General features: G+C 68.6%; 24 protein-coding genes and 1 riboswitch. Of the genes, 11 read left to right on the top strand and 13 right to left on the bottom strand.

Features of this window, described 5'->3' with window-relative positions:
- Nucleotides 1-316: 316 nt before the first annotated feature.
- Nucleotides 317-808, top strand: coding sequence for a carboxymuconolactone decarboxylase family protein (locus tag AC50X9_RS00670; RefSeq protein WP_494889046.1), 492 nt, complete (start codon nt 317-319; stop codon nt 806-808).
- Between the two features lie 347 nt (nt 809-1,155).
- On the opposite strand, the gene AC50X9_RS00665 is transcribed toward AC50X9_RS00670, so the two are convergent.
- Genes AC50X9_RS00665 through AC50X9_RS00650 form a run of 4 tightly spaced genes read right to left on the bottom strand, consistent with a single transcriptional unit; the run spans nt 1,156 to nt 4,257 of the window.
- Nucleotides 1,156-2,205, bottom strand: coding sequence for a sulfate/molybdate ABC transporter ATP-binding protein (locus tag AC50X9_RS00665; protein ID WP_494889044.1), 1,050 nt, complete (start codon nt 2,203-2,205; stop codon nt 1,156-1,158).
- Complete coding sequence (locus AC50X9_RS00660; RefSeq protein WP_494889042.1) at nt 2,202-3,050, bottom strand: ABC transporter permease; 849 nt, start codon at nt 3,048-3,050, stop codon at nt 2,202-2,204. Before AC50X9_RS00660 ends, AC50X9_RS00665 begins: the two co-directional genes overlap by 4 nt.
- The gene (modA, locus tag AC50X9_RS00655; protein WP_494889040.1) at nt 3,047-3,850 is read right to left on the bottom strand and encodes a molybdate ABC transporter substrate-binding protein; all 804 of its coding nucleotides are present in this window, start codon (nt 3,848-3,850) and stop codon (nt 3,047-3,049) included. The genes AC50X9_RS00660 and modA overlap by 4 nt, the downstream gene beginning before the upstream one ends.
- On the bottom strand, nt 3,847-4,257 hold the full coding sequence (locus tag AC50X9_RS00650) for a TOBE domain-containing protein (protein ID WP_494889038.1): 411 nt from the start codon (nt 4,255-4,257) through the stop codon (nt 3,847-3,849). The genes modA and AC50X9_RS00650 overlap by 4 nt, the downstream gene beginning before the upstream one ends.
- Nucleotides 4,258-4,437: 180 nt before the next feature.
- Between AC50X9_RS00650 and AC50X9_RS00645 the strand changes: the two genes are divergently transcribed.
- From AC50X9_RS00645 to AC50X9_RS00635, 3 genes are read left to right on the top strand one after another with little or no spacing between them, the layout of a single operon-like run.
- Nucleotides 4,438-5,505, top strand: coding sequence for an FAD-binding oxidoreductase (locus AC50X9_RS00645; protein WP_494889036.1), 1,068 nt, complete (start codon nt 4,438-4,440; stop codon nt 5,503-5,505).
- A 58-nt stretch (nt 5,506-5,563) separates the two neighbouring features.
- A complete protein-coding gene (locus AC50X9_RS00640; protein ID WP_494889034.1) occupies nt 5,564-6,802 on the top strand; it encodes an AI-2E family transporter in 1,239 nt (412 codons plus the stop codon).
- Between the two features lie 35 nt (nt 6,803-6,837).
- Complete coding sequence (locus AC50X9_RS00635) at nt 6,838-7,707, top strand: DUF4031 domain-containing protein (protein WP_494889032.1); 870 nt, start codon at nt 6,838-6,840, stop codon at nt 7,705-7,707.
- 94 nt (nt 7,708-7,801) lie between these two features.
- On the opposite strand, the gene AC50X9_RS00630 is transcribed toward AC50X9_RS00635, so the two are convergent.
- Together AC50X9_RS00630 and AC50X9_RS00625 are read right to left on the bottom strand one after the other, a co-directional pair.
- The gene (locus tag AC50X9_RS00630; protein WP_494889030.1) at nt 7,802-8,314 is read right to left on the bottom strand and encodes an SRPBCC family protein; all 513 of its coding nucleotides are present in this window, start codon (nt 8,312-8,314) and stop codon (nt 7,802-7,804) included.
- 25 nt (nt 8,315-8,339) lie between these two features.
- Nucleotides 8,340-8,753, bottom strand: a complete 414-nt coding sequence (locus tag AC50X9_RS00625) for a YccF domain-containing protein (RefSeq protein ID WP_494889028.1) — start codon at nt 8,751-8,753, stop codon at nt 8,340-8,342.
- Between the two features lie 132 nt (nt 8,754-8,885).
- Between AC50X9_RS00625 and AC50X9_RS00620 the strand changes: the two genes are divergently transcribed.
- On the top strand, nt 8,886-9,044 hold the full coding sequence (locus AC50X9_RS00620; protein WP_494889026.1) for a hypothetical protein: 159 nt from the start codon (nt 8,886-8,888) through the stop codon (nt 9,042-9,044).
- A 22-nt stretch (nt 9,045-9,066) separates the two neighbouring features.
- Nucleotides 9,067-9,462, top strand: a complete 396-nt coding sequence (locus AC50X9_RS00615) for a hypothetical protein (RefSeq protein ID WP_494889024.1) — start codon at nt 9,067-9,069, stop codon at nt 9,460-9,462.
- A 38-nt stretch (nt 9,463-9,500) separates the two neighbouring features.
- On the opposite strand, the gene AC50X9_RS00610 is transcribed toward AC50X9_RS00615, so the two are convergent.
- From AC50X9_RS00610 to AC50X9_RS00600, 3 genes are all read right to left on the bottom strand, one after another.
- Entirely contained in the window at nt 9,501-10,046 is a 546-nt protein-coding gene (locus AC50X9_RS00610) for a YceI family protein (protein WP_494889022.1), read from the bottom strand.
- A 162-nt stretch (nt 10,047-10,208) separates the two neighbouring features.
- Nucleotides 10,209-11,246 (bottom strand): LLM class flavin-dependent oxidoreductase, encoded by a 1,038-nt coding sequence (locus tag AC50X9_RS00605; RefSeq protein WP_494889020.1) that lies wholly within the window; start codon nt 11,244-11,246, stop codon nt 10,209-10,211.
- A gap of 46 nt (nt 11,247-11,292) precedes the next feature.
- The gene (locus AC50X9_RS00600) at nt 11,293-11,904 is read right to left on the bottom strand and encodes a phosphoribosylanthranilate isomerase (protein WP_494889018.1); all 612 of its coding nucleotides are present in this window, start codon (nt 11,902-11,904) and stop codon (nt 11,293-11,295) included.
- A gap of 163 nt (nt 11,905-12,067) precedes the next feature.
- On the opposite strand from AC50X9_RS00600, the gene AC50X9_RS00595 reads away from it, so the two are divergent.
- Nucleotides 12,068-12,754 (top strand): HutD/Ves family protein, encoded by a 687-nt coding sequence (locus AC50X9_RS00595; RefSeq protein ID WP_494889016.1) that lies wholly within the window; start codon nt 12,068-12,070, stop codon nt 12,752-12,754.
- On the opposite strand, the gene AC50X9_RS00590 is transcribed toward AC50X9_RS00595, so the two are convergent.
- From AC50X9_RS00590 to AC50X9_RS00575, 4 genes are all read right to left on the bottom strand, one after another.
- Complete coding sequence (locus AC50X9_RS00590) at nt 12,751-13,578, bottom strand: ABC transporter permease (protein ID WP_494889014.1); 828 nt, start codon at nt 13,576-13,578, stop codon at nt 12,751-12,753. The genes AC50X9_RS00595 and AC50X9_RS00590 overlap by 4 nt on opposite strands.
- Nucleotides 13,579-13,639: 61 nt before the next feature.
- Complete coding sequence (locus AC50X9_RS00585) at nt 13,640-14,569, bottom strand: ABC transporter permease (protein WP_494889012.1); 930 nt, start codon at nt 14,567-14,569, stop codon at nt 13,640-13,642.
- A gap of 1 nt (nt 14,570) precedes the next feature.
- A complete protein-coding gene (locus AC50X9_RS00580) occupies nt 14,571-15,758 on the bottom strand; it encodes an extracellular solute-binding protein (protein WP_494889010.1) in 1,188 nt (395 codons plus the stop codon).
- 55 nt (nt 15,759-15,813) lie between these two features.
- Nucleotides 15,814-16,887 (bottom strand): ABC transporter ATP-binding protein, encoded by a 1,074-nt coding sequence (locus tag AC50X9_RS00575; RefSeq protein WP_494889008.1) that lies wholly within the window; start codon nt 16,885-16,887, stop codon nt 15,814-15,816.
- Nucleotides 16,888-17,103: 216 nt separating this feature from the next.
- A riboswitch (guanidine-III (ykkC-III) riboswitch) is annotated at nt 17,104-17,168 on the top strand.
- Between the two features lie 9 nt (nt 17,169-17,177).
- On the opposite strand from AC50X9_RS00575, the gene AC50X9_RS00570 reads away from it, so the two are divergent.
- The 4 genes from AC50X9_RS00570 to AC50X9_RS00555 all read left to right on the top strand — a co-directional run bounded on the left by AC50X9_RS00570 (nt 17,178) and on the right by AC50X9_RS00555 (nt 19,733).
- Nucleotides 17,178-17,501, top strand: a complete 324-nt coding sequence (locus AC50X9_RS00570; RefSeq protein ID WP_494889006.1) for a DMT family transporter — start codon at nt 17,178-17,180, stop codon at nt 17,499-17,501.
- Between the two features lie 2 nt (nt 17,502-17,503).
- Complete coding sequence (locus AC50X9_RS00565; protein ID WP_494889488.1) at nt 17,504-17,917, top strand: DMT family transporter; 414 nt, start codon at nt 17,504-17,506, stop codon at nt 17,915-17,917.
- 132 nt (nt 17,918-18,049) lie between these two features.
- Nucleotides 18,050-19,060 (top strand): aldo/keto reductase, encoded by a 1,011-nt coding sequence (locus AC50X9_RS00560; RefSeq protein WP_494889004.1) that lies wholly within the window; start codon nt 18,050-18,052, stop codon nt 19,058-19,060.
- Between the two features lie 22 nt (nt 19,061-19,082).
- Nucleotides 19,083-19,733, top strand: a complete 651-nt coding sequence (locus AC50X9_RS00555) for an MBL fold metallo-hydrolase (protein WP_494889002.1) — start codon at nt 19,083-19,085, stop codon at nt 19,731-19,733.
- Nucleotides 19,734-19,911: the final 178 nt, after the last annotated feature.

The following is a 19,911-nucleotide window of genomic DNA, read 5'->3' as shown; positions in this document are numbered from 1 at the left end:
GGGCTGGATATGCCCTCCCCCCGCAAGGGCCGGTGGACATAGTCCCGACATGTCCATTGCCCAGGTCCCGGACTGGGCATGTCCCCAAGGGGTGGGGCACTGAAGGGGGCATGTTCCGTTAAGGCAATTCGACGGTCGGCTCCCCCAAGGAGCCGACCGTCGATTGATGGGCGCCGGTCCGATGTCGGCGGACCAGCTCCACGGAGCGGTCGGGAAACCGCTCCTGCAGGAAATTTCGCTGTTCGTGGATCATGTCACACATATGACAAATCTGTCACGTATCTCTTTGAATGTTTCCCGTAGGTAGTCTTTGATCATGAACGAAACAGCGGCAGCGCAGCACCCCAACACCCGGTCCGTGTTCCTGGACAAGGAGCACCCGGCCGCCTGGCGGGCCCTTAACGGCTTGGGCTTGAAAGCGAAGGAGGCCGCGGAAGAGGCCGGCATTGACCGGACCTTGATCGAGCTGCTGAATGTCCGCATATCGCAGATCAACGGCTGCGCCTATTGCCTGGACCTGCACGTGGGCGACGCCGTGAAGAACGGTGAATCCACCCAGCGCCTCGCCGTCCTGCCGGCCTGGCGGGACACCGGCCTCTTCACCGAAAAGGAACGCGCTGCCCTGACCCTGGCCGAGGCCATCACCAACATCTCCGACGCCAGGGCCCGCGAGCACGAGGGTGCGGCGGCCCGGAAGCACCTCACGGACGGGGAGTTCTCCGCCGTCAGCTGGCTCGTGATCACGATGAACGCGTTCAACCGGGTTTCGATCGTCAGCCAGCACCCGGTCCGCAAGGACCGCGGCTAGCCTGCGGCCCGGACCCGCGACGCGGGTTCGCTTCCGCGACGCGGGTTCGCTTCCGCGACACGGGTTCTCTTCCGCGACGCGCATCCGTACCCGCGACACGGGTTCTCTTCCGCGACGCGCACGAACGCCACCGACAGGGGAATACCCGGTGCGCCCGCACTTTCGCGCGTCATGGAAACATTGGCGCCGCGGGAAGGCCTAGCTTGCGGCGCGCACTCCGGTTGGCGCTGCGCATTTGTCCTGGCGACACGCATTCCCGCTGGTGGCGCCGTCACGCCGGGGAGCTTGTGGCACCCCAACGCCAGGGAGCTGGTGGCGCCGTCACGCCGGTGAGCTTTGTGACGCGGTCACGCCGGGTAGATCGACACCGCCGCGGCCTTGACCACGAAATAGACGTCGAGTCCGGGAACCAGTCCGAGGTCGGCGGAGGCGGCCGGGGTCACGTCGGCGGACAGCTCGCCGGCACGGACCCGGATCTGGTCCCCGTGCGGCTCCAGGTCCGTCACCCTGACGCGGAACGAGTTCCGCGGGCTGCCGTGCGCCTCGCTCAGGAACACCGACACGGCCGACGGCGGGAACGCGGCCACGCCGGCCTGACCGGCAAGCAGCGGGGCGTCGTGCTGGCCGGCGAACTCAAGACCCTCGGCGGACCGGATCCCGGCCGACGTCGCGGTCCCCGACACCAGGTTCAGCCCGGCCAGCCCGGCGGCGAAGCGGCTGCGCGGCCTTCGGAGGACGTCACGGGTGGGTCCGTCCTCGGTGATCCGGCCACCCTCCATCACGATCACCCGGTCCGCGAGCATGTAGGCGTCCAGCACGTCGTGCGTGACGATGATGGCACGCCGTCCGGCCAGGACCCGCTTGAGCAGCCGCCGCAGCAGTGGAGCCGCGTGGATATCCAGGGCGGAGAGGGGCTCGTCCAGCAGCAGTACCTCCGGGTTCACGGCCAGGGCACGCGCGGCCGCCACGCGCTGCGCCTGACCGCCGGACATGTCCCCCGGCCGCCGGTCGGCGAGGTCCGCGGCGTCGACCTCGGCCAGCCAGTGCCGGGCGGATTCCCGGGCTTCCCGTCGGGGCACGCCCGCGCTCCGGGGACCGAAGGCGACATTTTCCAGGGCGCTCAGGTGCGGAAACAGCAACGGATCCTGGGCCAGCAGGGCGATGCCGCGGCGGTGCGGCGCGGTCCAGGTGTGCACGCCTGCACCGAGCTCGAACAGAACCCGGCCGTTCACCTCGGAGCGCCCGGTGTCCGGCCGGAGCAGCCCCGCAATCACGGCGAGCAGGGTGGATTTTCCGGCCCCGTTCGGGCCGAGCACGGCGACCGTCTCGCCGGGCGCCAGGGTCAGCGACACCTCGAAGCGGCGGGCGGCGAGGGCGGCGTCGAAAGTGAACGTCATGACGCCACCCGCTCCGGCGTGCCGGCCCGGGACACGCTGCGGGCGGCACCCGCGGGCCCGGATCCGCGGTAGGAGAGTCCGACGACCACGACCGCCACCACGACCAGCAGCAGGGAGAGCGCGACGGCGGCGTCGGCGTCGGTCTCGCGCTGCAGGTAGATTTCCAGCGGCAGCGTGCGGGTGACGCCCTGGAGGCTGCCGGCGAAAGTGAGGGTGGCGCCGAATTCGCCGAGGCTTCTGGCAAAGGACAGCACCGCCCCGGATGCGAGCCCCGGCAGGACCAGCGGCAGGGTGACCCGGCGCAGCACGGTGCTGGGCCTCGCTCCGAGCGTTGCGGCGACGGCCTCGTACCGGCTTCCGGCCGAGCGCAGGGCCCCTTCCAAGCTGACCACGAGGAACGGCAGGGCCACGAAGGTCTGGGCGAGCACCACCGCCGTCGTCGAAAACGCGATCTGGATCCCGGCGATTTCGAGGGTCCGGCCCAGCAGGCCCTGGCGGCCGAACGCGTAGAGCAGCGCGATGCCGCCGACGACCGGCGGCAGCACCAGCGGCAGCAGTACGAAGGAACGCAGCAGCCGCTGGCCGGGGAAGTCGGCGCGGGCCAGCACCAGCGCCAGCGGCACCCCGAACAGCACACACAGCACCGTACTCGCAGCGGCCGTGCGCAGGCTCAGACCCAGTGCCGTGAGGGAGGATTCGGAGGTGACCAGCGGGATGAACTGCGGCCAGTTGACCCGGGCAACCATGGCCACGAGCGGCAGCAGCACCAGCAGAGCCCCGACCGCGGCCACGCCCATGACCCAGCGCGGAATCCCGTGGTAGGCACTGTGGCTCCGGTGCATCATGGGTTCCCGGGGGTTCCGAAGCCGGCGCCGCTAAGGAGCTGCCGGCCTTCGTGACCCGTCACAGCCGCAATGAAGGCGGCCGCGAGGTCCTGGTTCCGGCTGGTCCGCAGCGCGGCGATCGGATAGGTGTTCACGGCCCTCGCGGACTCGGCGAACGGGATTTCCTTCACTTTGTTGCCGGCGGCCAGGACGTCCGTGACGTAGACCAGCCCGGCGTCGGCCTCGCCCGAAACGACCTTGCCCAGAACATCGGTGACGGACGATTCCTCGCTCACCGGCTGCAGCGTGATGCCGGTTTCCTTCTCGACCGTCTGCGCGGCCGCGCCGCACGGAACCTGAGCCGCGCACATAACAACCTTCACCCCCGGCCTGGCCAGATCCGCCAGCGAGCTGATCGACGCCGGGTTCTTCGGGGGCACCGCGATGGTCAGCACGTTCGTGGCGAAGTCCTGGGGCGGTCCCTCCACGAGCGAGGCCTCGGAGAGCTTGGCCATGTTCCTGGTGTCGGCGGAGGCAAAAACGTCAGCCGGTGCGCCCTGGCTGATCTGGGTGGCGAGGTCGGAGGACCCGGCGAAGCTGAGGGTCACGGTGGTTCCTGGGTTCCGGGTTTCAAACTGCTCGGCGAGCGCCGTGAAGGGGGCCTTGAGCGAGGCCGCGGCGAAGACCGTGATGGTCCTGCCTTCGCCGCCGGCTCGGTCCGTCGCGCCGCAGCCGGCCAGGCCGGCGGCAAGGCAGCCGGCAAGGCAGCCTGCTGCCAGCAGGGCACCGGCCCTCAGGCCAACCCCCGGGCCGCCCCTCATATGATGCCCTTGCCTTTGGGGGTTTCAATGATCACCGTGGTGGCCTTGACGACGGCGGTCGCGACCGAACCGAGTTCCAGCCCGAGCTCGCGCACGGCCTCGCTGCTCATCAGGGACACCACCCGGAACGGCCCGCACTGCAGCTCCACCTGGGCCATGACGGTGTCGGCGGTGATGGCCGTGACGAGGCCGACGAAGCGGTTTCGGGCCGAGCTGCCGGCTTTGGCCGGGTCCTCCGGAAGCTGGGCCTGCTCCCGGGCGAGCCGCGCGAGTTCCAGCCCGTCGACGGCGAGCCGTCCGGCGTCGTCCTTGAGCGGCGTCAGGCTGCCGTTCTCGGTCCAGCGCCGGATGGTGTCATCGCTGACGCCCAGCAGACGGGCCGCCTCGGAAACGCGAATATTAGGCATAGGGAAACTGTAGCCCGCATGTGCGGATAATTGCCCTTCTTTGATCCGCAAATCCGAGAGGTGCTGCCGGCTCTTGCCCGGGCACGCCAGCTGGCGCATACAGGTTTGTTGTAGCCCCGGTAGTGTCCTTCGACTTAAACTTTTGCGAGGGGTGGAGTCTCGGTGCCTAGGAGCGCCGCTGTGCATTGGATCAAACCTGAAGACCCGGGCTACGACGACCGGGCCACCCAGCAGCATGGCCTCGCGCTCACCGGGGGCCGCGTCTCCACCACCGGCCTTGCCGGCTTCACGCTGGGCGGCGGCTCCGGCTGGCTCGAGCGGGCCTTCGGATTCGCCTGCGACGACCTGATCTCGGTGGACCTGGTCACCGCATCCGGGGACCAGCTGACCGCAAGCGCAACGGAGAACCCCGAGCTGTTCTGGGCCCTGCACGGCGGCGGCGGGAACTTCGGCGTCGCCACGTCCTTTACCTTCAGCCTGCACCGGCTCGGGCCCAAGGTCCACGCGGGCCTGTTGCTGTGGCCGGGCGACGCTGCTCCCGAGATCAGCCGCGGATACCGCGAACTGGCGCTCGCGGCGCCAAACGAGGAAACGGGAGCCATCATCTACCTCACCGCCCCCGACGAATCCTTCGTGCCGCGGGAGATGGTCGGCAAGATGGCGGTCGGCCTCGTCTACCTATACGCCGGGGACGCCGCGGAGGGGGCCGACCACGCCAAGCCATACCAGGCACTCAAGCCCGCCGTGGACCTTCTGGAGGACATCGACTACGCCGATTTCCAGTGTTCCCTGGACGATCCCCCGGGCAAGTACAACTACTGGAGCGCGGACTACCACGACGAACTTTCCGACGACGCCCTCGACGTCATCGTCGAGTCCGCCCGGAACTTGCCCGGGCCAAGTTCGCAGCAGCTGATTGCCCACTGGGGCGGGGCTGTGGGTGGCGCGGCTGCGACGGCGACTCCGCTGCTGAACCGGAACGCCAGCTGGGTGACGCACCCGTTCGGGCTGGGCGATACACCGCAGGGCGGCGAGGACGCGAAGGCCTGGGTCAAGCGGTTCCGGCGCGACATCGCGCCCTTTGCGACCGGCGGGGTGTGGCTGAACTTCATTGGCGACGAAGGCCAGGAGCGGGTCCGGGCTGCCTTCGGGGAGGAGAACTACAGCCGGCTGGCGCGGGTGAAACGGGAGTTCGATCCGGAGAACACGTTCCGCGGCAACCAGAACATCCGGCCCGCCGCTTCGTGACCGGCGGGCCTGTCCCTCCGGGCCTGCACGCCCTGCTGTGAGACGGTTGGTAAGTAGCATGACCATCCGAGAGTGGGAGACAAACAGCATGGGCAGTCCCGAGAAGACCACCCCCTGGGGCGACAGCCTGGGCCGCGCCAGCATCAGGACCGCGCAGGTCCTGCTGCTGCTGGTCCTGACGGTGGTGGTGGTCTATGCCCTGATCCAGGTCCGGCTCGTGGTGATTCCCGCGCTGCTGGCCCTGATCCTGGCCGCCGCCATCTCACCCTTCGTCCACTGGCTGCGCCGCCGCGGCTGGCCGAGCGCCGCCGCAACCGGATTCTCGTTCGTGGCGCTCCTGCTCGCGTTCGGCGCCGTGATCACCGCGATCGTGTTCGCCGTCGTGAGCCAGGCCGATGAACTGGCGAGTAAGGCCACGGAGGGCTTTGACCGGGTCTACGACTTAATCCGCACCGGTCCCTTCCCGATCGACGACCAGCAGATCCAGCAGGCGCGCGACGCCGCCGTCGACTTTGCCACCAGCAGCACGGTCGGCGCCGGCGCTATCTCCGGGCTCAGCGCGGCCGGCAACTTCATCACCGGCGCCCTGCTCATGGCCGTGATCCTGTTCTTCTTCCTGAAGGACGGCGAACGCATCTGGGCCTTTGTGCTGCGGGCGTTCAAGGGCGAGAAGCTGGTGAAGGCACGCCGCGCCGGGGAACGGAGCCTCAACGTGCTTGGCGGCTACGTGCGCGGCACTTCCATCGTGGCATTGGTGGATTCCTTCTTCATCGGCCTGGCCCTTGTCATCATGGGGGTCCCGCTCGCACTGCCGCTGGCGGCGCTGACGTTCATCGGCGCCTTCATCCCGCTGATCGGCGCCACCCTGGCCGGCATCCTCGCGGCGCTCGTCGCACTCGTCGCCAATGGTCCGCTGGCCGCCCTGATCGTCATCATCGTCGTGATCGTCGTGAACCAACTGGAGGGCAACTTCCTGCAGCCCGTTGTGATGGGACAGGCGCTCAACGTGCACGCCCTCGTCATCCTGCTGGCCCTGACGGCCGGCACCATCCTTGCCGGCATTATCGGCGCCATCCTTGCCGTCCCCCTCGTGGCAGTGGGCTGGGCAGCGATCAAGGCCTGGAACTCGGCAGACGGCATCACCCCCGCGGACATCGCGGAGGCCGAGCATGAGACCCGGCTGAATGAAAAGGGCGAAGGCGTGCGCTCCAAGCCGCACACCGCCCGGACGCCGGCAGAGGAGCAGTCCGACACCGCCGCTAGTGACAGGGCCGACAGCGAGGCCAGCCAGGGCTGATCCGCCGCCCTCCGCGGCCGGATTAGACTTCGCCCATGGCCATCTATGTTGATCCTCCGCTCTGGCCGGCGCACGGAACACACTTCTCGCACCTGGTCTCGGACACCTCGCTGGAGGAACTGCACACCTTCGCGGCGGCGTCGGGCATCCCGGAAAGGGCGTTCGACGGCGACCACTACGATGTCGCCGAGGCCCGGTACAGCGACCTCGTCGCGGCCGGGGCCGTCCCGGTGGAGGGGCGGATCCTGGTCCGGAAACTGATCGCCAGCGGCCTGCGGATCCCGGCCCGGCGGCGCAGCGGCTCTCTCAGGCTCCCCCTGCTGACACGCTGGAACGCCGTTCTTCCGGGCCACGACGCGCTCTTCCTGGACCTGATGGACCGCTGGGGTGAGGAGCACCGGAGATATCACGGCCGCACCCACCTGCTGGCGGTCCTCGAGGCCCTGGACCTGCTGACCGAGCCGGCCGATCCGCCGGGCACCGTGCTGCTCGCCGCCTGGTTCCACGACGCCGTCTACCGCGGCATCGCGGGCCAGGACGAGGAGGAGTCGGCCCGGCTCGCCGAGGACCGGCTGGCCCATGCCGGCCTCCCCGCGGCCGAAGTGGACGAGGTGGCCCGCCTGGTGCGGATGACGGCCGACCACCAGCCGGAGACCGGGGACGACGCCGCCGCCCTGCTCAGCGACGCGGACCTCTCGGTGCTGGGCGGGGAGCCGGCAGCCTACGCCCGGTATCTGGCCGCCGTCCGGCAGGATTTTGCGCACATCGGCGACGACGACTTCGCTACCGGACGTGCCGCCGTCGTCCGCCAGCTCCTGCAGCTGGATCCGCTCTTCCACACCCGCCGGGGCCAGGCACTCTGGCTGGAGACGGCGCGGCGGAACCTGCAGGGCGAGCTCGGATAGGCGGGACGCTCAGTCCACCAGCAACGCGGAGTCACTTACGGCCCATAATTGCCCTCGGGATGGGCGCTGGGTGACCCCGCGTTGTCTGGGGTGATCAGGCGCTGCGGCGGAGGTGTTCGGCGAGGCGGTCGAAGGACTCACGCCAGCCGACGCCGTGGCCGTCGCGGTTGTCGATCGCGTCGAAGGGGCCCTGGAAAAACGTCATCCGGGTGCCGCCGTCGATCTCCTCCAGCTGGAAGGTCACCTCGGTCTCGAAGCCGCGGGTCCCGTCGTGCTTGTCCCAGGCGTGGGTGAAGACGAAGAGATTGGGCGGTTCGATGTCCGTGTGGACACCGCTCCACCAGTGCTCCTCACCGGTGCTGTCGCGGACCATGCAGGCCCGGTAAAGGCCGCCGATCTCCAGATCGGCGTCGATGCTCTCGCGGGGAACGTGGAACCCGCGCGGCCCCCACCACTGCGGGGCCTGCTCGGCATCGGTGAGGGCGGACCACACCCTGGCGATCGGTGCCTGGAATTCGCGGGTGATGACGAGCATGAGGTCTTCGGGCGGAGCGGGGGCTTCGCCTTGGCCGGACGTTGCCGGAACAGCTGTGACATGTTCGGACATTGCGGTATTCCTCCTCGAAAACGGGCTAGTGGTAGGCCCTGCTGTAGGTCGTCACGAAGGGCTTGTCGCTCGGGACGATCTGCTTGCCCAGCGGCATGAGCGAGACCGGAATGAGCTTGAGGTTGGCGATGGCCAGCGGGATTCCGACGATGGTGATGGCCATGGCGAAGGCGGTGACCACGTGACCGATCGCGATCCAGATGCCGGCGACCAGCAGCCAGATGACGTTGCCTAGCAGCGAAAACACCCCCGTGCCTCCCGGGCGGTCCACCACGGTGCGCCCGAACGGCCACAGCGCATAGTTCGCGATCCGGAACGACGCAAGGCCCCACGGAATGGTGACGACCAGCAGGCAGCAGATGACCCCGGCCGCGAAGTAACCGAGTGCGAGCCAGAGCCCGCCAAAAAGCAGCCAGATGATGTTAAGCAGTGTCTTCATGGCTCTATTCTCCCCCGGCGGACGTGCATCCGGCCTAGGGGTTCACCCTGAACATTTCCTGAAATGCGTCCGGTGACGCGGGCGGAGGGCGCGCGGCTTTGCGAACGCCCGGATGGGCATAATACTGGGAGCATGCCCGCACTCCTGAAGCTTGCCCTGATCGTCGCCGTCGTCCTGCTGGTCGTTGGCGTTGTTGTGAAGGCTGTGCAGTTCCTGCTCTATGTGGGTGTTCTGCTCCTGCTCGGCGCCGGCGTCGTGTACTTCCTGCGCCGCTCCCGCCTCACCCGCTGACGCCGCCGCCCGGGATGCGCAGATGACAACCATCGGGGACCTTCTGGGCCCCATTCTCGAAGTCATGACGTGGGTGGGTTTTGTCCTGGGCCTGCCGCTGCTCTGCTGGGGCTGGAACTCGCGGCGCCGCCGGTGCTCATGGACGGGTACCACCGGCACGGTGATCAGCGCCGGCGGTTTCATGGGCTACAGCTGGACGGACCACCACGACGCCGACCACCGCTCCCTGCTGCCGGCGGCCGAGTCGCACGGTCTCGTGGTCGGGTCCGACGTCGACCTCTTCTACGACGTGTGCCACCCCTCCCGCTGGGGGCTCAAACCGCCGCGGCACGACAACGCGGCCTGGACCCTGGGCTGGATCCTCACCGGAGTGGGGATCCTGTCCACGGTCGGCGGCTTCGTGCTCCTGCTCTTCTAAACGTTCGAACCGTTGGCTGGTAACATTCGAACCGTTGGCTAAGCCTGCTTCACCAGCGCTGCCTCGACACTGATCTTGACCTTGTCGCTGACCAGCAACCCGCCGGCTTCGAGGGCGGCGTTCCAGGTCAGGCCGAATTCCTTGCGGCTGATGTCCGTCTCCGCGCTGAACCCGGCGCGGGTGGCGCCGAACGGGTCGACTGCGATCCCGGTGAACTCGACTTCCAGATCCACCGGCTTGGTGACGTCGCGGATGGTGAGGTCTCCGGTCAGCGTGTAGTCCTCGCCGTCGCCCCTGATTCCGGTGGCTCGGAAAGTCATATCCGGGTACTTTTCGACGTCGAAGAAGTCGGGGCCGCGGACGTGGCCGTCACGGTTCGCGTCGCCCGAGTCAAAGCTGGCGGTCTTGATGCTGGCATGCAGGCTGGAGTCGGCGAGGGAGTCGCCGACACGGGCCTCCGCCGAGGCCTCATTGAAGCGGCCACGGACCTTGCTGATGCCGGCGTGCCGGACGCTGAAGCCGACTTCACTGTGGGACATGTCCAGCGTCCAGACGCCGGGGGTCAATCCTTCGGGCAGTGTCACTATGGTCTCCTTTGCAGGTGGCGGGCCGCGCCCGCCGGTACATCCGGGGTACTCCCCCAAGGAGCCATGCTAGCCACGGCGCGGCGGCGCGGCTAGCCTTTCGGCCGAACCCCCGCTGCGCCCGAACCCAACGCCCGCGGCCCGCCCGGCGCGGCGCCCGAGTTACGCCGCTGGCTGCGGCGTCCAGCCGATCGCCGGTGCGATGTGCCGGGCTACTGTGCCCAGCAGCTTGGCGTTGAAATCCACGCCGAGCTGGTTGGGGACCGTCAGCAGCAGGGTGTCGGCGGCCTGGACGGCGGCGTCGGCGGCCAAGTCCGCGGCAATGGCGTCGGGCGCGCCGACGTAGCTCCTGCCGAACCGGGCCACGAGTCCGTCGATCACCCCAACCTGGTCGCGTTTCTCGCGCAGCGCGCTGAGGCCGAAGTACCGCCGGTCCTCATCGTCGACGATCGGCAGGACGCTGCGGCTGACCGAGACGCGGGGCTCGTGTTGATGGCCGGCGTCGGCCCAGGCCTGGCGGAACATGGCGATCTGCTCGGCCTGCAGCTGGTCGAAGGGCACACCGGTGTCCTCGGTGAGCAGCGTGGAGCTCATCAGGTTCATGCCCTGTTCGGCGGTCCAGACGGCGGTGGCCCGCGAGCCGGCGCCCCACCAGATCCGCTCGCCAAGGCCGGCCGAATGCGGCTGCACGGGCAGCAGCCCGGATCCCCCGCCCGCGTAGCGCGGCTCTGCCTCCGCCATCCCGGCCCCCGAGATGGCGCGGCGGAACACCGCGGTGTGTCTCCGGGCCATGTCCGCGTCGGTCTCCCCGTCAGCGGGGACATGCCCGAAGGCGGCGGCGCCGTCGCGGGCCGGTTCGGGTGAGCCGCGGCTGATCCCGAGCTGCAGCCGTCCACCGCTGATCAGGTCGGTCGCGGCTGCCTCCTCGGCCATGTACAGGGGGTTTTCGTAGCGCATGTCGACCACGCCGGTTCCCATTTCGATCCGGCTGGTCCGGGCGGCGACGGCGGCCAGCAGCGGGAACGGGGAGGCCTGCTGCCGGGCGAAGTGGTGCACGCGGAAGTAGGCGCCGTCCACACCGAGCTCCTCGGCCGCGACGGCCAGTTCGATGCCCTGCAGCAGGGCGTCACGGGCGGTCCGGGTGCGGGAGCCCTCGCCGGGGCCCCAGTGTCCGAAGGACAGAAATCCGATGCGCTTCATGTCAGGGCCAACACGGCGCGGACCGGCGGCATTCCTGCGGCGCCCTTCAGGGCTTCGCGGCCAGGGACTTGGCCGCCGCCACGAAGTCCCGGATCTTGGCCAGGTCCTTCACCCCGCGGGAGGACTCGACGCCGGAGGAGACGTCCACGCCCCAGGCGCCCGCCTGCGAGGCCGCGCCGGCGACGTTGGCCGGATCCAGCCCGCCGGCCAGCAGCCAGTGGCGACCTGCCAGCCCTTTGGCGCGGACCGAGGCATAGTCCCAGGCTTCGCCGGAGCCGGGCACGGCAGCGTCGATCAGGAGCAGGTCCTCGCCCCAGTCCGCGAACGCCTCGGGTGCGGCGGACATCGTGACGGCCCGGATCAGCTTGAGTCCGGCGTCGTGCACGGTGCGCACGTCTGCCGGGGTGCGGTCGCCGTGGAGCTGGATCCAGTCCAGTCCGGCTTCGCGGGCCCGGGCGGCGGCGTCCCCGGCGGCCTCGTGCCGGAAGACGCCGACGACGGGGAGTCCCGCCGGGACGTGGGCCAGGAGCTCCCGAGCCCGCGCCGGGGTTACTTCGCGGGGGCTGCCGGTCAGGACGAACCCGACGGCGTCGGCCCCGGCTTCCGCAGCGGCCAGGACCGACTCGGGCGTGCTGAGCCCGCAAACCTTGACGAACATCCGGCTCCTTTTGCAGTGTTTCCTGTTCCTGACGTTAGCAAGGACGGCGGCCCGGCCGCGCGTCGTGCCCTGAGGGTTACGGCGCCGGCCGACGCCGCGGCGTCCACAATCCAGCGGGCGTCCAGCGGATTAGGCGGCCGGTCCCGGCGGATAGGCTAAAGGGATGCAGATCATCCGCTATGCCGAGCTGAAAGCCCAACCCTGGCGCAACGGCGGCGGGGTGACCCGCGAACTGGCCAGCCACACCAACGCCGCTTCTCCGCAGGACAATGCGGGGAAGAACACCAACTGGGACTGGCGGGTCAGCATCGCCGAGGTGTCCAAGGCGGGCGACTTCTCGGCTTTCCCCGGCATGGACCGCGTGCTGACGGTGGTTGAGGGCGAACTGCTGCTGCTGACTGTCGACGGGGCCGAGCACCCGCTCGAGAAGTACCGCCCGTTCCGGTTCTCCGGCGACGCCGCGGCGGCCGGAGCGCTTCCGACGGGCGACATCCGCGACCTGAATGTCATCACGCGCATCGGCGCGTTCAAGGGCTACACGTCCATTATCGAACTCTCCAAGAAGCGGGCCCACCCCGTATTCGAAGGCCAGTTGGGGATCCTGCTGCAGGGCCAGGCGTCCGTCGCTCCCGGCACCGCCGGCGACGGGTCCGGCGGCGCACCCGATGCAGGGGCACCCGGTGCACCGGCACCAGGAAGCACAGCGGGCGGCGGCAACTCTGAGGCGGCCGCCGCCGGGCCGACAGCGCTCGGCCGCTATGACGCCGTCGTCGGTTCCGACACCGACACCCCCGAGATCCTGGGCCGCGGCTTCCTCGCGGTCGTGTCGATCAACCGGGTCGCGGCCTAACTCTCCGTAGCCTTCACCCGGGTGGCGCCGATCCCCACCGAGTCCTCCGACAGCCGCTGCGCGAGCCAGATCGGCACAATCGAGACAACAATCAGGACCACCGCCACGACGTTGACCACCGGCGCCTGATTGGGCCGGAAGAGGTTCTGCAGGATCCAGATCGGCAGGGTGGTGTCACCGGCGCCGATGGTGAACGTGGTCACGATAATCTCATCAAAACTCAGCGCGAAGGCCAGCAGCCCGCCGGCCAGCAGGGCGGAGCGGAGTTGCGGAAACGTGACCAGCCGGAACGTGGTGAACACGCCGGCGCCCAGATCGGCGGATGCCTCCTCCAGCCCGCCGTTCATCCGCCGCAACCGGGCAATCACATTGTTGAACACGGTCACCATACAGAAGGTGGCGTGCGCGATCACCACCGTCCACAGGCTCAGCGAGACACCCAGGATAGTGGTGAACATGTTGTTCAGGGCGATGCCGGTCACGATCCCGGGCAGCGCGATCGGCAGGATCACGAGCAGGCTGATCACGTCCCGGCCGAAGAATTTGTAGCGCAGCAGTGCCAGCGCCAGGAGCATCCCCAGCACCAGGGAAATGAGGGTCGAGACCGCCGCCACCCAGAGCGAGGACACCAGGGCCTCGCGGACGCCGGAGGAATCGAAGGCGCGCCCCCACCACTCCAGGGTCAGTCCCCGCGGCGGCCAGCCAAAGGTCCGGTCCGCGTTGAAGGAGTTCACCACGACCAGCAGCAGCGGCACATAGATGAACAGGAACACCAGGGTCGTCACGACGCCGAGGATGACTTTGGCGCTTCGGGAAAGTCTCATCGTGCTCCTACCGGACGTTCAGGGTTCACAGGCTGTCAAGGGTTCACGGACTGGCCGCGCTTCACAGGCTGTTGAGGGCGCCGGAGCGCCGGACAATGAAGAGATAAAGCGTGATGATCGCAATCGGGACCAGCGAGACGGCCGCGGCGAACGGCAGGTTGTTGGCCGCTCCCACGTTCGCGTAGACCACGGTGCCGAGCATCTGCGTGGTGCCGCCGACGATCTGGGCCGTGATGTAGTCGCCCAGCGAGAGCGAGAACGTGAAGATCGTCCCGGCAATGATGGAGGGGACCAGCAGGGGGAACATGACCAGACGCACGGTGGCCAGGGGTTTCGCGCCCAGGTCACTGGAGGCTTCCAGCAGTGAATCGGGGACCCGGTCGAATCCGGCGTAGATCGGCAGGATCATAAACGGCAGCCAGATGTAGGACAGCGTCACGATCACGGCCGTCTCGCCGTATCCCGGGGACTCGAGCCCGGCCGGCGTCCCGAGCCACTCCAGCAGCCCGCCGTCGGCGAGCACGTTCCGCCACGCGTAGGCCTTGACCAGGTAGCTCGCCCACAGCGGCATCAGGACGGCCACCACCAGCAGCTTCCGCCAGCGGGAACTGGCGACCTTGGCGATGAAGAACGCCATGGGCAGCGCAAGGATCAGGTCGATCACGGTCACGGCGAGCGCGATCCACAGCGTCCGCAGCGTGATGCGCTGGTACACCGGATCGGTCAGGACCGTGACCAGGTTGTCCGCCGTCCAGACCGTGGACACCTTGCCGGTGAAGGTGTCCACGGTCCAGAGCGCGGTGATCAGCAGCGCTGCCAGGGCAGCGATGTAGACCAGCACCAGCCAGCCGGCGGGGGCCGTAATCAGCCCCGCGAGCCGCAGGTTCGGCCGGCGGTGCAGCAGCGCCGAGACCCGGTTGGCCCTGGCCGGCGGCACGGCGGCGCCGGCCCGGGGCGCCCCGGGGGCCGGCTGCCGCGTCTGGAGCGCCATCTCAGCCCTTGATTTCGGTCCAGGCCTTCGTCCACTCCGAGTAGTCCGTGCACTTGACGTCCTTGCGGCCGTCCAGGCATCCGGCCACCGGGGTGGTCCAGTACCAGATCTGCTTCGCGTAGGCCTCGTCACCGGAGTGATAGGTCTCGCAGTGTGCCTTGTCCTTGGTCAGTTCGCAGGCCTTGGGGTTGGCCGGTGATTCGCCGAAGTATTCCGCCACCGCCGCGTTGGCCGCGGGGCTGGCAATGTAGTCGAGCCACAGGTACGCGCAGTTCTTGTTCTTGGACGTCGCGCTGATCATCCAGGTGTCCGACCAGCCGGTGGCGCCCTCTTCGGGGAGCAGCGTCTTGACGTTGGTCCCGTTCGCAGTGGCGATGTTGGCGCCGACCTGCCAGGTGGTGCCGACCACCGTGCTGCCGCTCGCGAAGGCCTGGACCTCCTTGACGACGTCGCTCCAGTATTCGCCGATGTGCTGGCGCTGCTCCTTCAGCACGTTCACCGAGGCGGCGAGCTGGTCCTTGTCCAGCGCATAGGGGTTCTTGATGCCCAGCTCGGGCTTGTGTGCCATCAGGTACACGGCGGCGTCGGCAATATAGATCGGCGAGTCGTACGCCGTGACCTTTCCGCTGTGCCGCGCAGCGTCGTCGAAAACGGCCCGCCAGGAGGTGGGGGCAGGCGTGACGGCATCCACGGAGTACATCAGCAGGTTGGCGCCCCAGCCATGGGGCATCCCGTAGTTCTTGCCGTCCACCGTGTTCCAGGCCTTGTCCTTCAGGAACGGGTACACGTCGGGATAGTTCTTCAGCAGGCCGGTGTTGACGGGCTCCACGTTGTTGCCGGCGATCAGCCGCAGGGAGGCGTCACCGGAGGCCGAGACGACGTCGTACTGGCCCGTGCGCATCAGGGTCACAGCTTCGTCCGAGGTGCCGAAGGGCTTGAAGTTCACCTGGCATTTGGTCTCGGACTCGAAGGCGGTCACCCAGTCCACGGCCGGGTCGTTGCTGCCGTCCTCGACATAACCTGGCCAGGCCAGGATGGAGAGTTGCCCTTCGCCCTGGCCGATTTCAGACTTGACCGGCTGGGCCGACGGGCTGGCTCCTCCCCCGCCGGTGGTGCCGCATCCTGCCAGGGCGAGTGCTGCCGCCGCGGCCACCCCGACTACCAGGGAGGCCCTATTCCTTGATGCCATGATCCTTACCTTTCGTTTCGGGGGTGGAACGACCTCCTGGCTGGACCCGGAAGTTTCAGTCGCCGTCGGACGGCAGCCAGACGGCGGCGTCGTCATCCCAGCTCACGGTGACGCGCCGGTCCAGCAGTTCGGCGTCGCCTCCGGGCAGCGTCTCCGGCGTCAGGACGACGACGGCGGGACCGTCGTCGAGCTGTACCCTCACCTGCGTCGCGTGCCCCACGTAGACCAGCGCGGTCACCGTTCCGGGGCGGGAGGTGACGCCGGGCCGCGGTTCCGGCGCCGCCGTCCAGGACAGGCGCAGCCGTTCCGGCCGGATGCAGACCTGTTCCGCCCGGCCGTAGAGCTTCTGCGCGAGCGCGGCGTCGAAAATGTTGGAGGTGCCGACAAAGTTGGCCACGAACGCACCGCCGGGCCGCTCGTAGATCTCGTGCGCCGTGCCGATCTGTTCCAGGCTGCCGTTGTTGAACACGCCAATCCGGTCGCTCATGGTCAGGGCCTCCTCCTGGTCATGGGTGACGAAGATGAACGTGATGCCGAGCGAGCGTTGCAGTTCCTTGAGTTCAACCTGCATCTGCTGCCGGAGCTTCAGGTCCAGGGCGCCGAGCGGCTCATCCAGCAGCAGGACTTTCGGCTGCACCACCAGGGCCCGGGCGAGGGCGACCCGCTGGCGCTGGCCGCCGGAGAGCTGGGCGGGCTTGCGTCCGACGAACTTGCCCAACTGCACCCGCTCCAACGCTTCGCGGGCCCGCCCGTGCCGTTCCTTCCGGTGCATTCCCCGCACGCGCAGGCCGTAGGCGACGTTGTCCACGAGGGACATGTGCGGGAACAGGGCGTAGTCCTGGAAGACGGTGTTGAGGTTCCGTTCGAAGGGCGCCAGCCCGGTGACGTCCCTGCCCTCGAGCTCGACACTTCCCGAGGTTGGCAGCTCGAAGCCCGCGATCAGGCGCAGGACCGTGGTCTTGCCGGACCCTGAGGGGCCGAGCATGGAGAAGAATTCGCCCTGCCGGATGTCCAGGTCCACGGCGTTCACGGCGACGGTGTCCCCGAAGACCTTGGTGAGTTTCCGCAGCCGGATCGCCGGAACCGCATCCGTTCCGGCCTGCCGGCCGGCGGCGAGTGTCTCGGTCATCGGGTGCGCCTAACTCCGTTGCCGGATCGTCATAGCTGCGGCACAGCGGGACGTGAGGCAGACCACATCGGGCTGATGGGCCAAATACTATTACTCCACTGCTTTTATGCACAGACCCCGGCAAAAGCCGCTGATTCGGGATGAGATCACCCCTTCGCCGGCCGCCCCTGCACCCCGTCAGTTCGCCACCCCGCGGGGGCGTTGCTACGCTGGAATCAAGTCCCCTTCTTCGGGGCTCCGGACGACGGTTCAGTACCCGGCACGCGACAAGACTGGCCACAGGAGCAGTTATGTCGTGGTTAATTCTCATCCTTTCCGGGTCGCTGGAAGCCGTCTGGGCCGCAGCCCTGCACCGCACCTCGCGGGCCACAGGCCGCCGCCGGATCGCACCGGCCGCCGTTTTCCTCGTCTCCGTGCTGGCCAGCACCGGCGGCCTCGCGGTCGCCATGCAGTCCATCCCGACCGGCACCGCCTACGCCGTCTGGGTGGGCGTCGGCGTGGTGCTGACCTCCGCCTACGCCATGATCACCGGCGTTGAACCCGCGACGGCAGCACGGATCCTGCTGCTTGGCGGGGTCGTCGCCTGCGTGGCCGGCCTGAAGCTGGTGGCGTGACCATGGCCGCGAACCGCACTCCGAAATCAGCAGGCAAGACGCCCGCCGCCACGGTCGCATGGCTCGTCCTGCTCGCCTCCGCCGTGCTGGAGGCGGTCTGGGCCACGGCCTTGGGACTGTCCGACGGTTTCACCCGGCCGCTGCCCACCCTCGTGTTCGCGCTGACCGCGACGCTGAGCATGGTGGGGCTGGGCCTGGCCGTAAAAAGCATCCCGCTCGGCACCGCCTACGCCGTCTGGGTGGGGATCGGCGCCGCACTGACCGTCGGCTGGGCGATGGCGACCGGCGTCGAGCCCGCCAGCCCGCTCAAACTGCTGTTCATCGCGGGGATCGTGGGCTGCGCAGCCGGACTGAAGCTCCTCCCGGCCCGGGTACCCGCGGCGTCCGCGGCTGCCCCGACGCTCCCGCCCACTTAGTCCGCGCCGTGACCGGTTTTCCGCGGGGACACGCCGTGGCGTCGGCCGTTCCGGGCCGGCAACTGGGCGGGAGCGGCGGAATACACCGGTCCGGGGACGGGTTGGCGGTAAAAACAACGAAGGGAAACCCCCATGAAGGCAACACACGTGCGGCTCGGCGAAGGCCTGGCGGTCAGCCCGCTGGGGTTTGGCGGCATGGCCCTGACCCCGGTGTACGGCGCCGTGGATCCGGCCGAGGCGCTGCGGACCCTGCACCATGCGGTGGATGCCGGCGTCAGCTTCATCGACACGGCGGACATCTACGGCGGGGGCGGCAACGAGGAACTCATCGCCAAACTCCTGAAGGAACGCCGCGGCGAAGTGCAGCTGGCCACCAAGTTCGGCCTGGTGGGCACACCGTCGACCGGCTACTCCGACATCCGCGGCGACGCCGCCTACGTACGGCAGGCGGTGGACCGCAGCCTGCAGCGCCTCGGCACCGACGTCATCGACCTGTACTACATGCACCGCCGTGACCTCCGCGTTCCGATAGTGGAAACCGTGGAGGCCATGGCGGGGCTGGTGCAGGCCGGCAAAGTGCGGCATCTTGGCCTGTCTGAGGTGACGGCCGAGGAGCTGCGGGAAGCCAGCGGCATCCACCCGATCGCCGCGGTCCAGAGCGAGTGGTCGATCTGGAGCCGCGACGTGGAACGCAACGTTGTTCCTGCGGCAGTCGAGCTTGGGGTGGGTTTTGTGCCGTATTCGCCGCTGGGCCGGGGATTCCTCACCGGCACCGTGGACGCGTCGAAGCTGGGCAGCGGCGACTTCCGCCGCAACATCCCCCGCTTCGCCGAGGCGGCGCTGGACGCCAACCAGGGGGTGGTTGCCGCCGTGCAGGCAGTCGCGGCTGAACTTGCCGCGTCCGGGCAGGCTGCAACTCCTGCCCAGGTCGCCTTGGCCTGGCTGCTCGCGCAGGGCCGGAAGCTGGGACTGCCGGTGGTCCCCATCCCCGGCACCCGCAGGGCGGACCGGATCGACGAGAATCTGGGAGCCCTGACGCTCGACTTCGCCGCGGCGCACCTGACGAAACTCGACGCCGCCGCGGACGCCGTCGTCGGCTCCCGTTCCGCGGACCCCAACTGGGTGTCCGAGGGCCGTGAATAAGCGCCTCCGTAGACTGATGCCCATGGACTCGCTTATTCACTCGTTACGTGACATCACCATCCGCCGGATTTCGGTCAGCGAGATGGACAACAACGTGTATCTGCTCACCAGCAAGGCATCGGGCGCGCAGCTCCTGATCGATGCGGCCGATGATCTGGCCGCCATCCAGGGGCTGCTTACCGACGCCGCCGCGGATACTTCCGCGACGCCGAAGCTGGCGCTGGTTGCCACCACCCACCAGCACTGGGACCACGTCCGTGCGCTGCCGGGCCTGGTGGCGGCCACCGGGGTGAAGACGGCGGCCGGGACGGATGACGCCCCGGAGCTGCCGGTGCCGGTGGATGTGCTGCTGAACCAGGGCGACGTCGGCAACTTCGACGGCTTCGATGTGACGGCAGTGCATCTGCGCGGCCACACTCCGGGTTCGATCGCACTGGTGTACCAGGACCCCGAAGGCCCGGCGCACATTTTCTCCGGCGACTCGCTGTTTCCCGGTGGCGTGGGCAACACCCAGAAGGATCCGGAACGATTCGCCCGGCTGATCAGCGACGTGAGCGAGCGGCTGTTCGAGGTTTATCCGGATGACACCGTGGTGCACCCGGGCCACGGGAAGCAAACCACCCTGGGCGCGGAACGCCCGCACCTGGCGGAGTGGCGCGCCCGCGGCTGGTAGCCGGCGCTGCGCTTCCTGCTTCGCGCTGATCCACGCTGCGCTTCCCGATCCACGCTGCGCTTTGTGCTTCGCACTGCGTTTCTTGCTTTACGCTTCGCCCAGGGCCGGTCGCTGCGGGTATACCCGCAGCGACCGGCCCTTCGCGTAGCGCCAGCTATTTTGTGTAGCGAAAACCCGA

The organism is Pseudarthrobacter sp. HLT1-3, assembly GCF_059383535.1.
The sequence above is the reverse complement of the archived record's forward strand: the minus strand, read 5'-3'. Positions and strand labels throughout refer to the sequence as shown.

What these genes read in the sequence shown, in the direction of transcription:
- AC50X9_RS00625 (WP_494889028.1), bottom strand. Translation starts at nt 8,753, where the DNA reads ATGAAGACACTGCTTAACATCATCTGGCTGCTTTTTGGCGGGCTCTGG.
- AC50X9_RS00605 (WP_494889020.1), bottom strand. Translation starts at nt 11,246, where the DNA reads ATGAAGCGCATCGGATTTCTGTCCTTCGGACACTGGGGCCCCGGCGAG.
- AC50X9_RS00630 (WP_494889030.1), bottom strand. Translation starts at nt 8,314, where the DNA reads ATGTCCGAACATGTCACAGCTGTTCCGGCAACGTCCGGCCAAGGCGAA.
- AC50X9_RS00555 (WP_494889002.1), top strand. Translation starts at nt 19,083, where the DNA reads ATGGACTCGCTTATTCACTCGTTACGTGACATCACCATCCGCCGGATT.
- AC50X9_RS00640 (WP_494889034.1), top strand. Translation starts at nt 5,564, where the DNA reads ATGACCATCCGAGAGTGGGAGACAAACAGCATGGGCAGTCCCGAGAAG.
- AC50X9_RS00620 (WP_494889026.1), top strand. Translation starts at nt 8,886, where the DNA reads ATGCCCGCACTCCTGAAGCTTGCCCTGATCGTCGCCGTCGTCCTGCTG.
- AC50X9_RS00590 (WP_494889014.1), bottom strand. Translation starts at nt 13,578, where the DNA reads ATGAGACTTTCCCGAAGCGCCAAAGTCATCCTCGGCGTCGTGACGACC.
- AC50X9_RS00635 (WP_494889032.1), top strand. Translation starts at nt 6,838, where the DNA reads ATGGCCATCTATGTTGATCCTCCGCTCTGGCCGGCGCACGGAACACAC.
- AC50X9_RS00660 (WP_494889042.1), bottom strand. Translation starts at nt 3,050, where the DNA reads ATGATGCACCGGAGCCACAGTGCCTACCACGGGATTCCGCGCTGGGTC.
- AC50X9_RS00570 (WP_494889006.1), top strand. Translation starts at nt 17,178, where the DNA reads ATGTCGTGGTTAATTCTCATCCTTTCCGGGTCGCTGGAAGCCGTCTGG.
- AC50X9_RS00585 (WP_494889012.1), bottom strand. Translation starts at nt 14,569, where the DNA reads ATGGCGCTCCAGACGCGGCAGCCGGCCCCCGGGGCGCCCCGGGCCGGC.
- AC50X9_RS00650 (WP_494889038.1), bottom strand. Translation starts at nt 4,257, where the DNA reads ATGCCTAATATTCGCGTTTCCGAGGCGGCCCGTCTGCTGGGCGTCAGC.
- modA (WP_494889040.1), bottom strand. Translation starts at nt 3,850, where the DNA reads ATGAGGGGCGGCCCGGGGGTTGGCCTGAGGGCCGGTGCCCTGCTGGCA.
- AC50X9_RS00670 (WP_494889046.1), top strand. Translation starts at nt 317, where the DNA reads ATGAACGAAACAGCGGCAGCGCAGCACCCCAACACCCGGTCCGTGTTC.
- AC50X9_RS00575 (WP_494889008.1), bottom strand. Translation starts at nt 16,887, where the DNA reads ATGACCGAGACACTCGCCGCCGGCCGGCAGGCCGGAACGGATGCGGTT.
- AC50X9_RS00565 (WP_494889488.1), top strand. Translation starts at nt 17,504, where the DNA reads ATGGCCGCGAACCGCACTCCGAAATCAGCAGGCAAGACGCCCGCCGCC.
- AC50X9_RS00580 (WP_494889010.1), bottom strand. Translation starts at nt 15,758, where the DNA reads ATGGCATCAAGGAATAGGGCCTCCCTGGTAGTCGGGGTGGCCGCGGCG.
- AC50X9_RS00615 (WP_494889024.1), top strand. Translation starts at nt 9,067, where the DNA reads ATGACAACCATCGGGGACCTTCTGGGCCCCATTCTCGAAGTCATGACG.
- AC50X9_RS00595 (WP_494889016.1), top strand. Translation starts at nt 12,068, where the DNA reads ATGCAGATCATCCGCTATGCCGAGCTGAAAGCCCAACCCTGGCGCAAC.
- AC50X9_RS00665 (WP_494889044.1), bottom strand. Translation starts at nt 2,205, where the DNA reads ATGACGTTCACTTTCGACGCCGCCCTCGCCGCCCGCCGCTTCGAGGTG.
- AC50X9_RS00560 (WP_494889004.1), top strand. Translation starts at nt 18,050, where the DNA reads ATGAAGGCAACACACGTGCGGCTCGGCGAAGGCCTGGCGGTCAGCCCG.
- AC50X9_RS00600 (WP_494889018.1), bottom strand. Translation starts at nt 11,904, where the DNA reads ATGTTCGTCAAGGTTTGCGGGCTCAGCACGCCCGAGTCGGTCCTGGCC.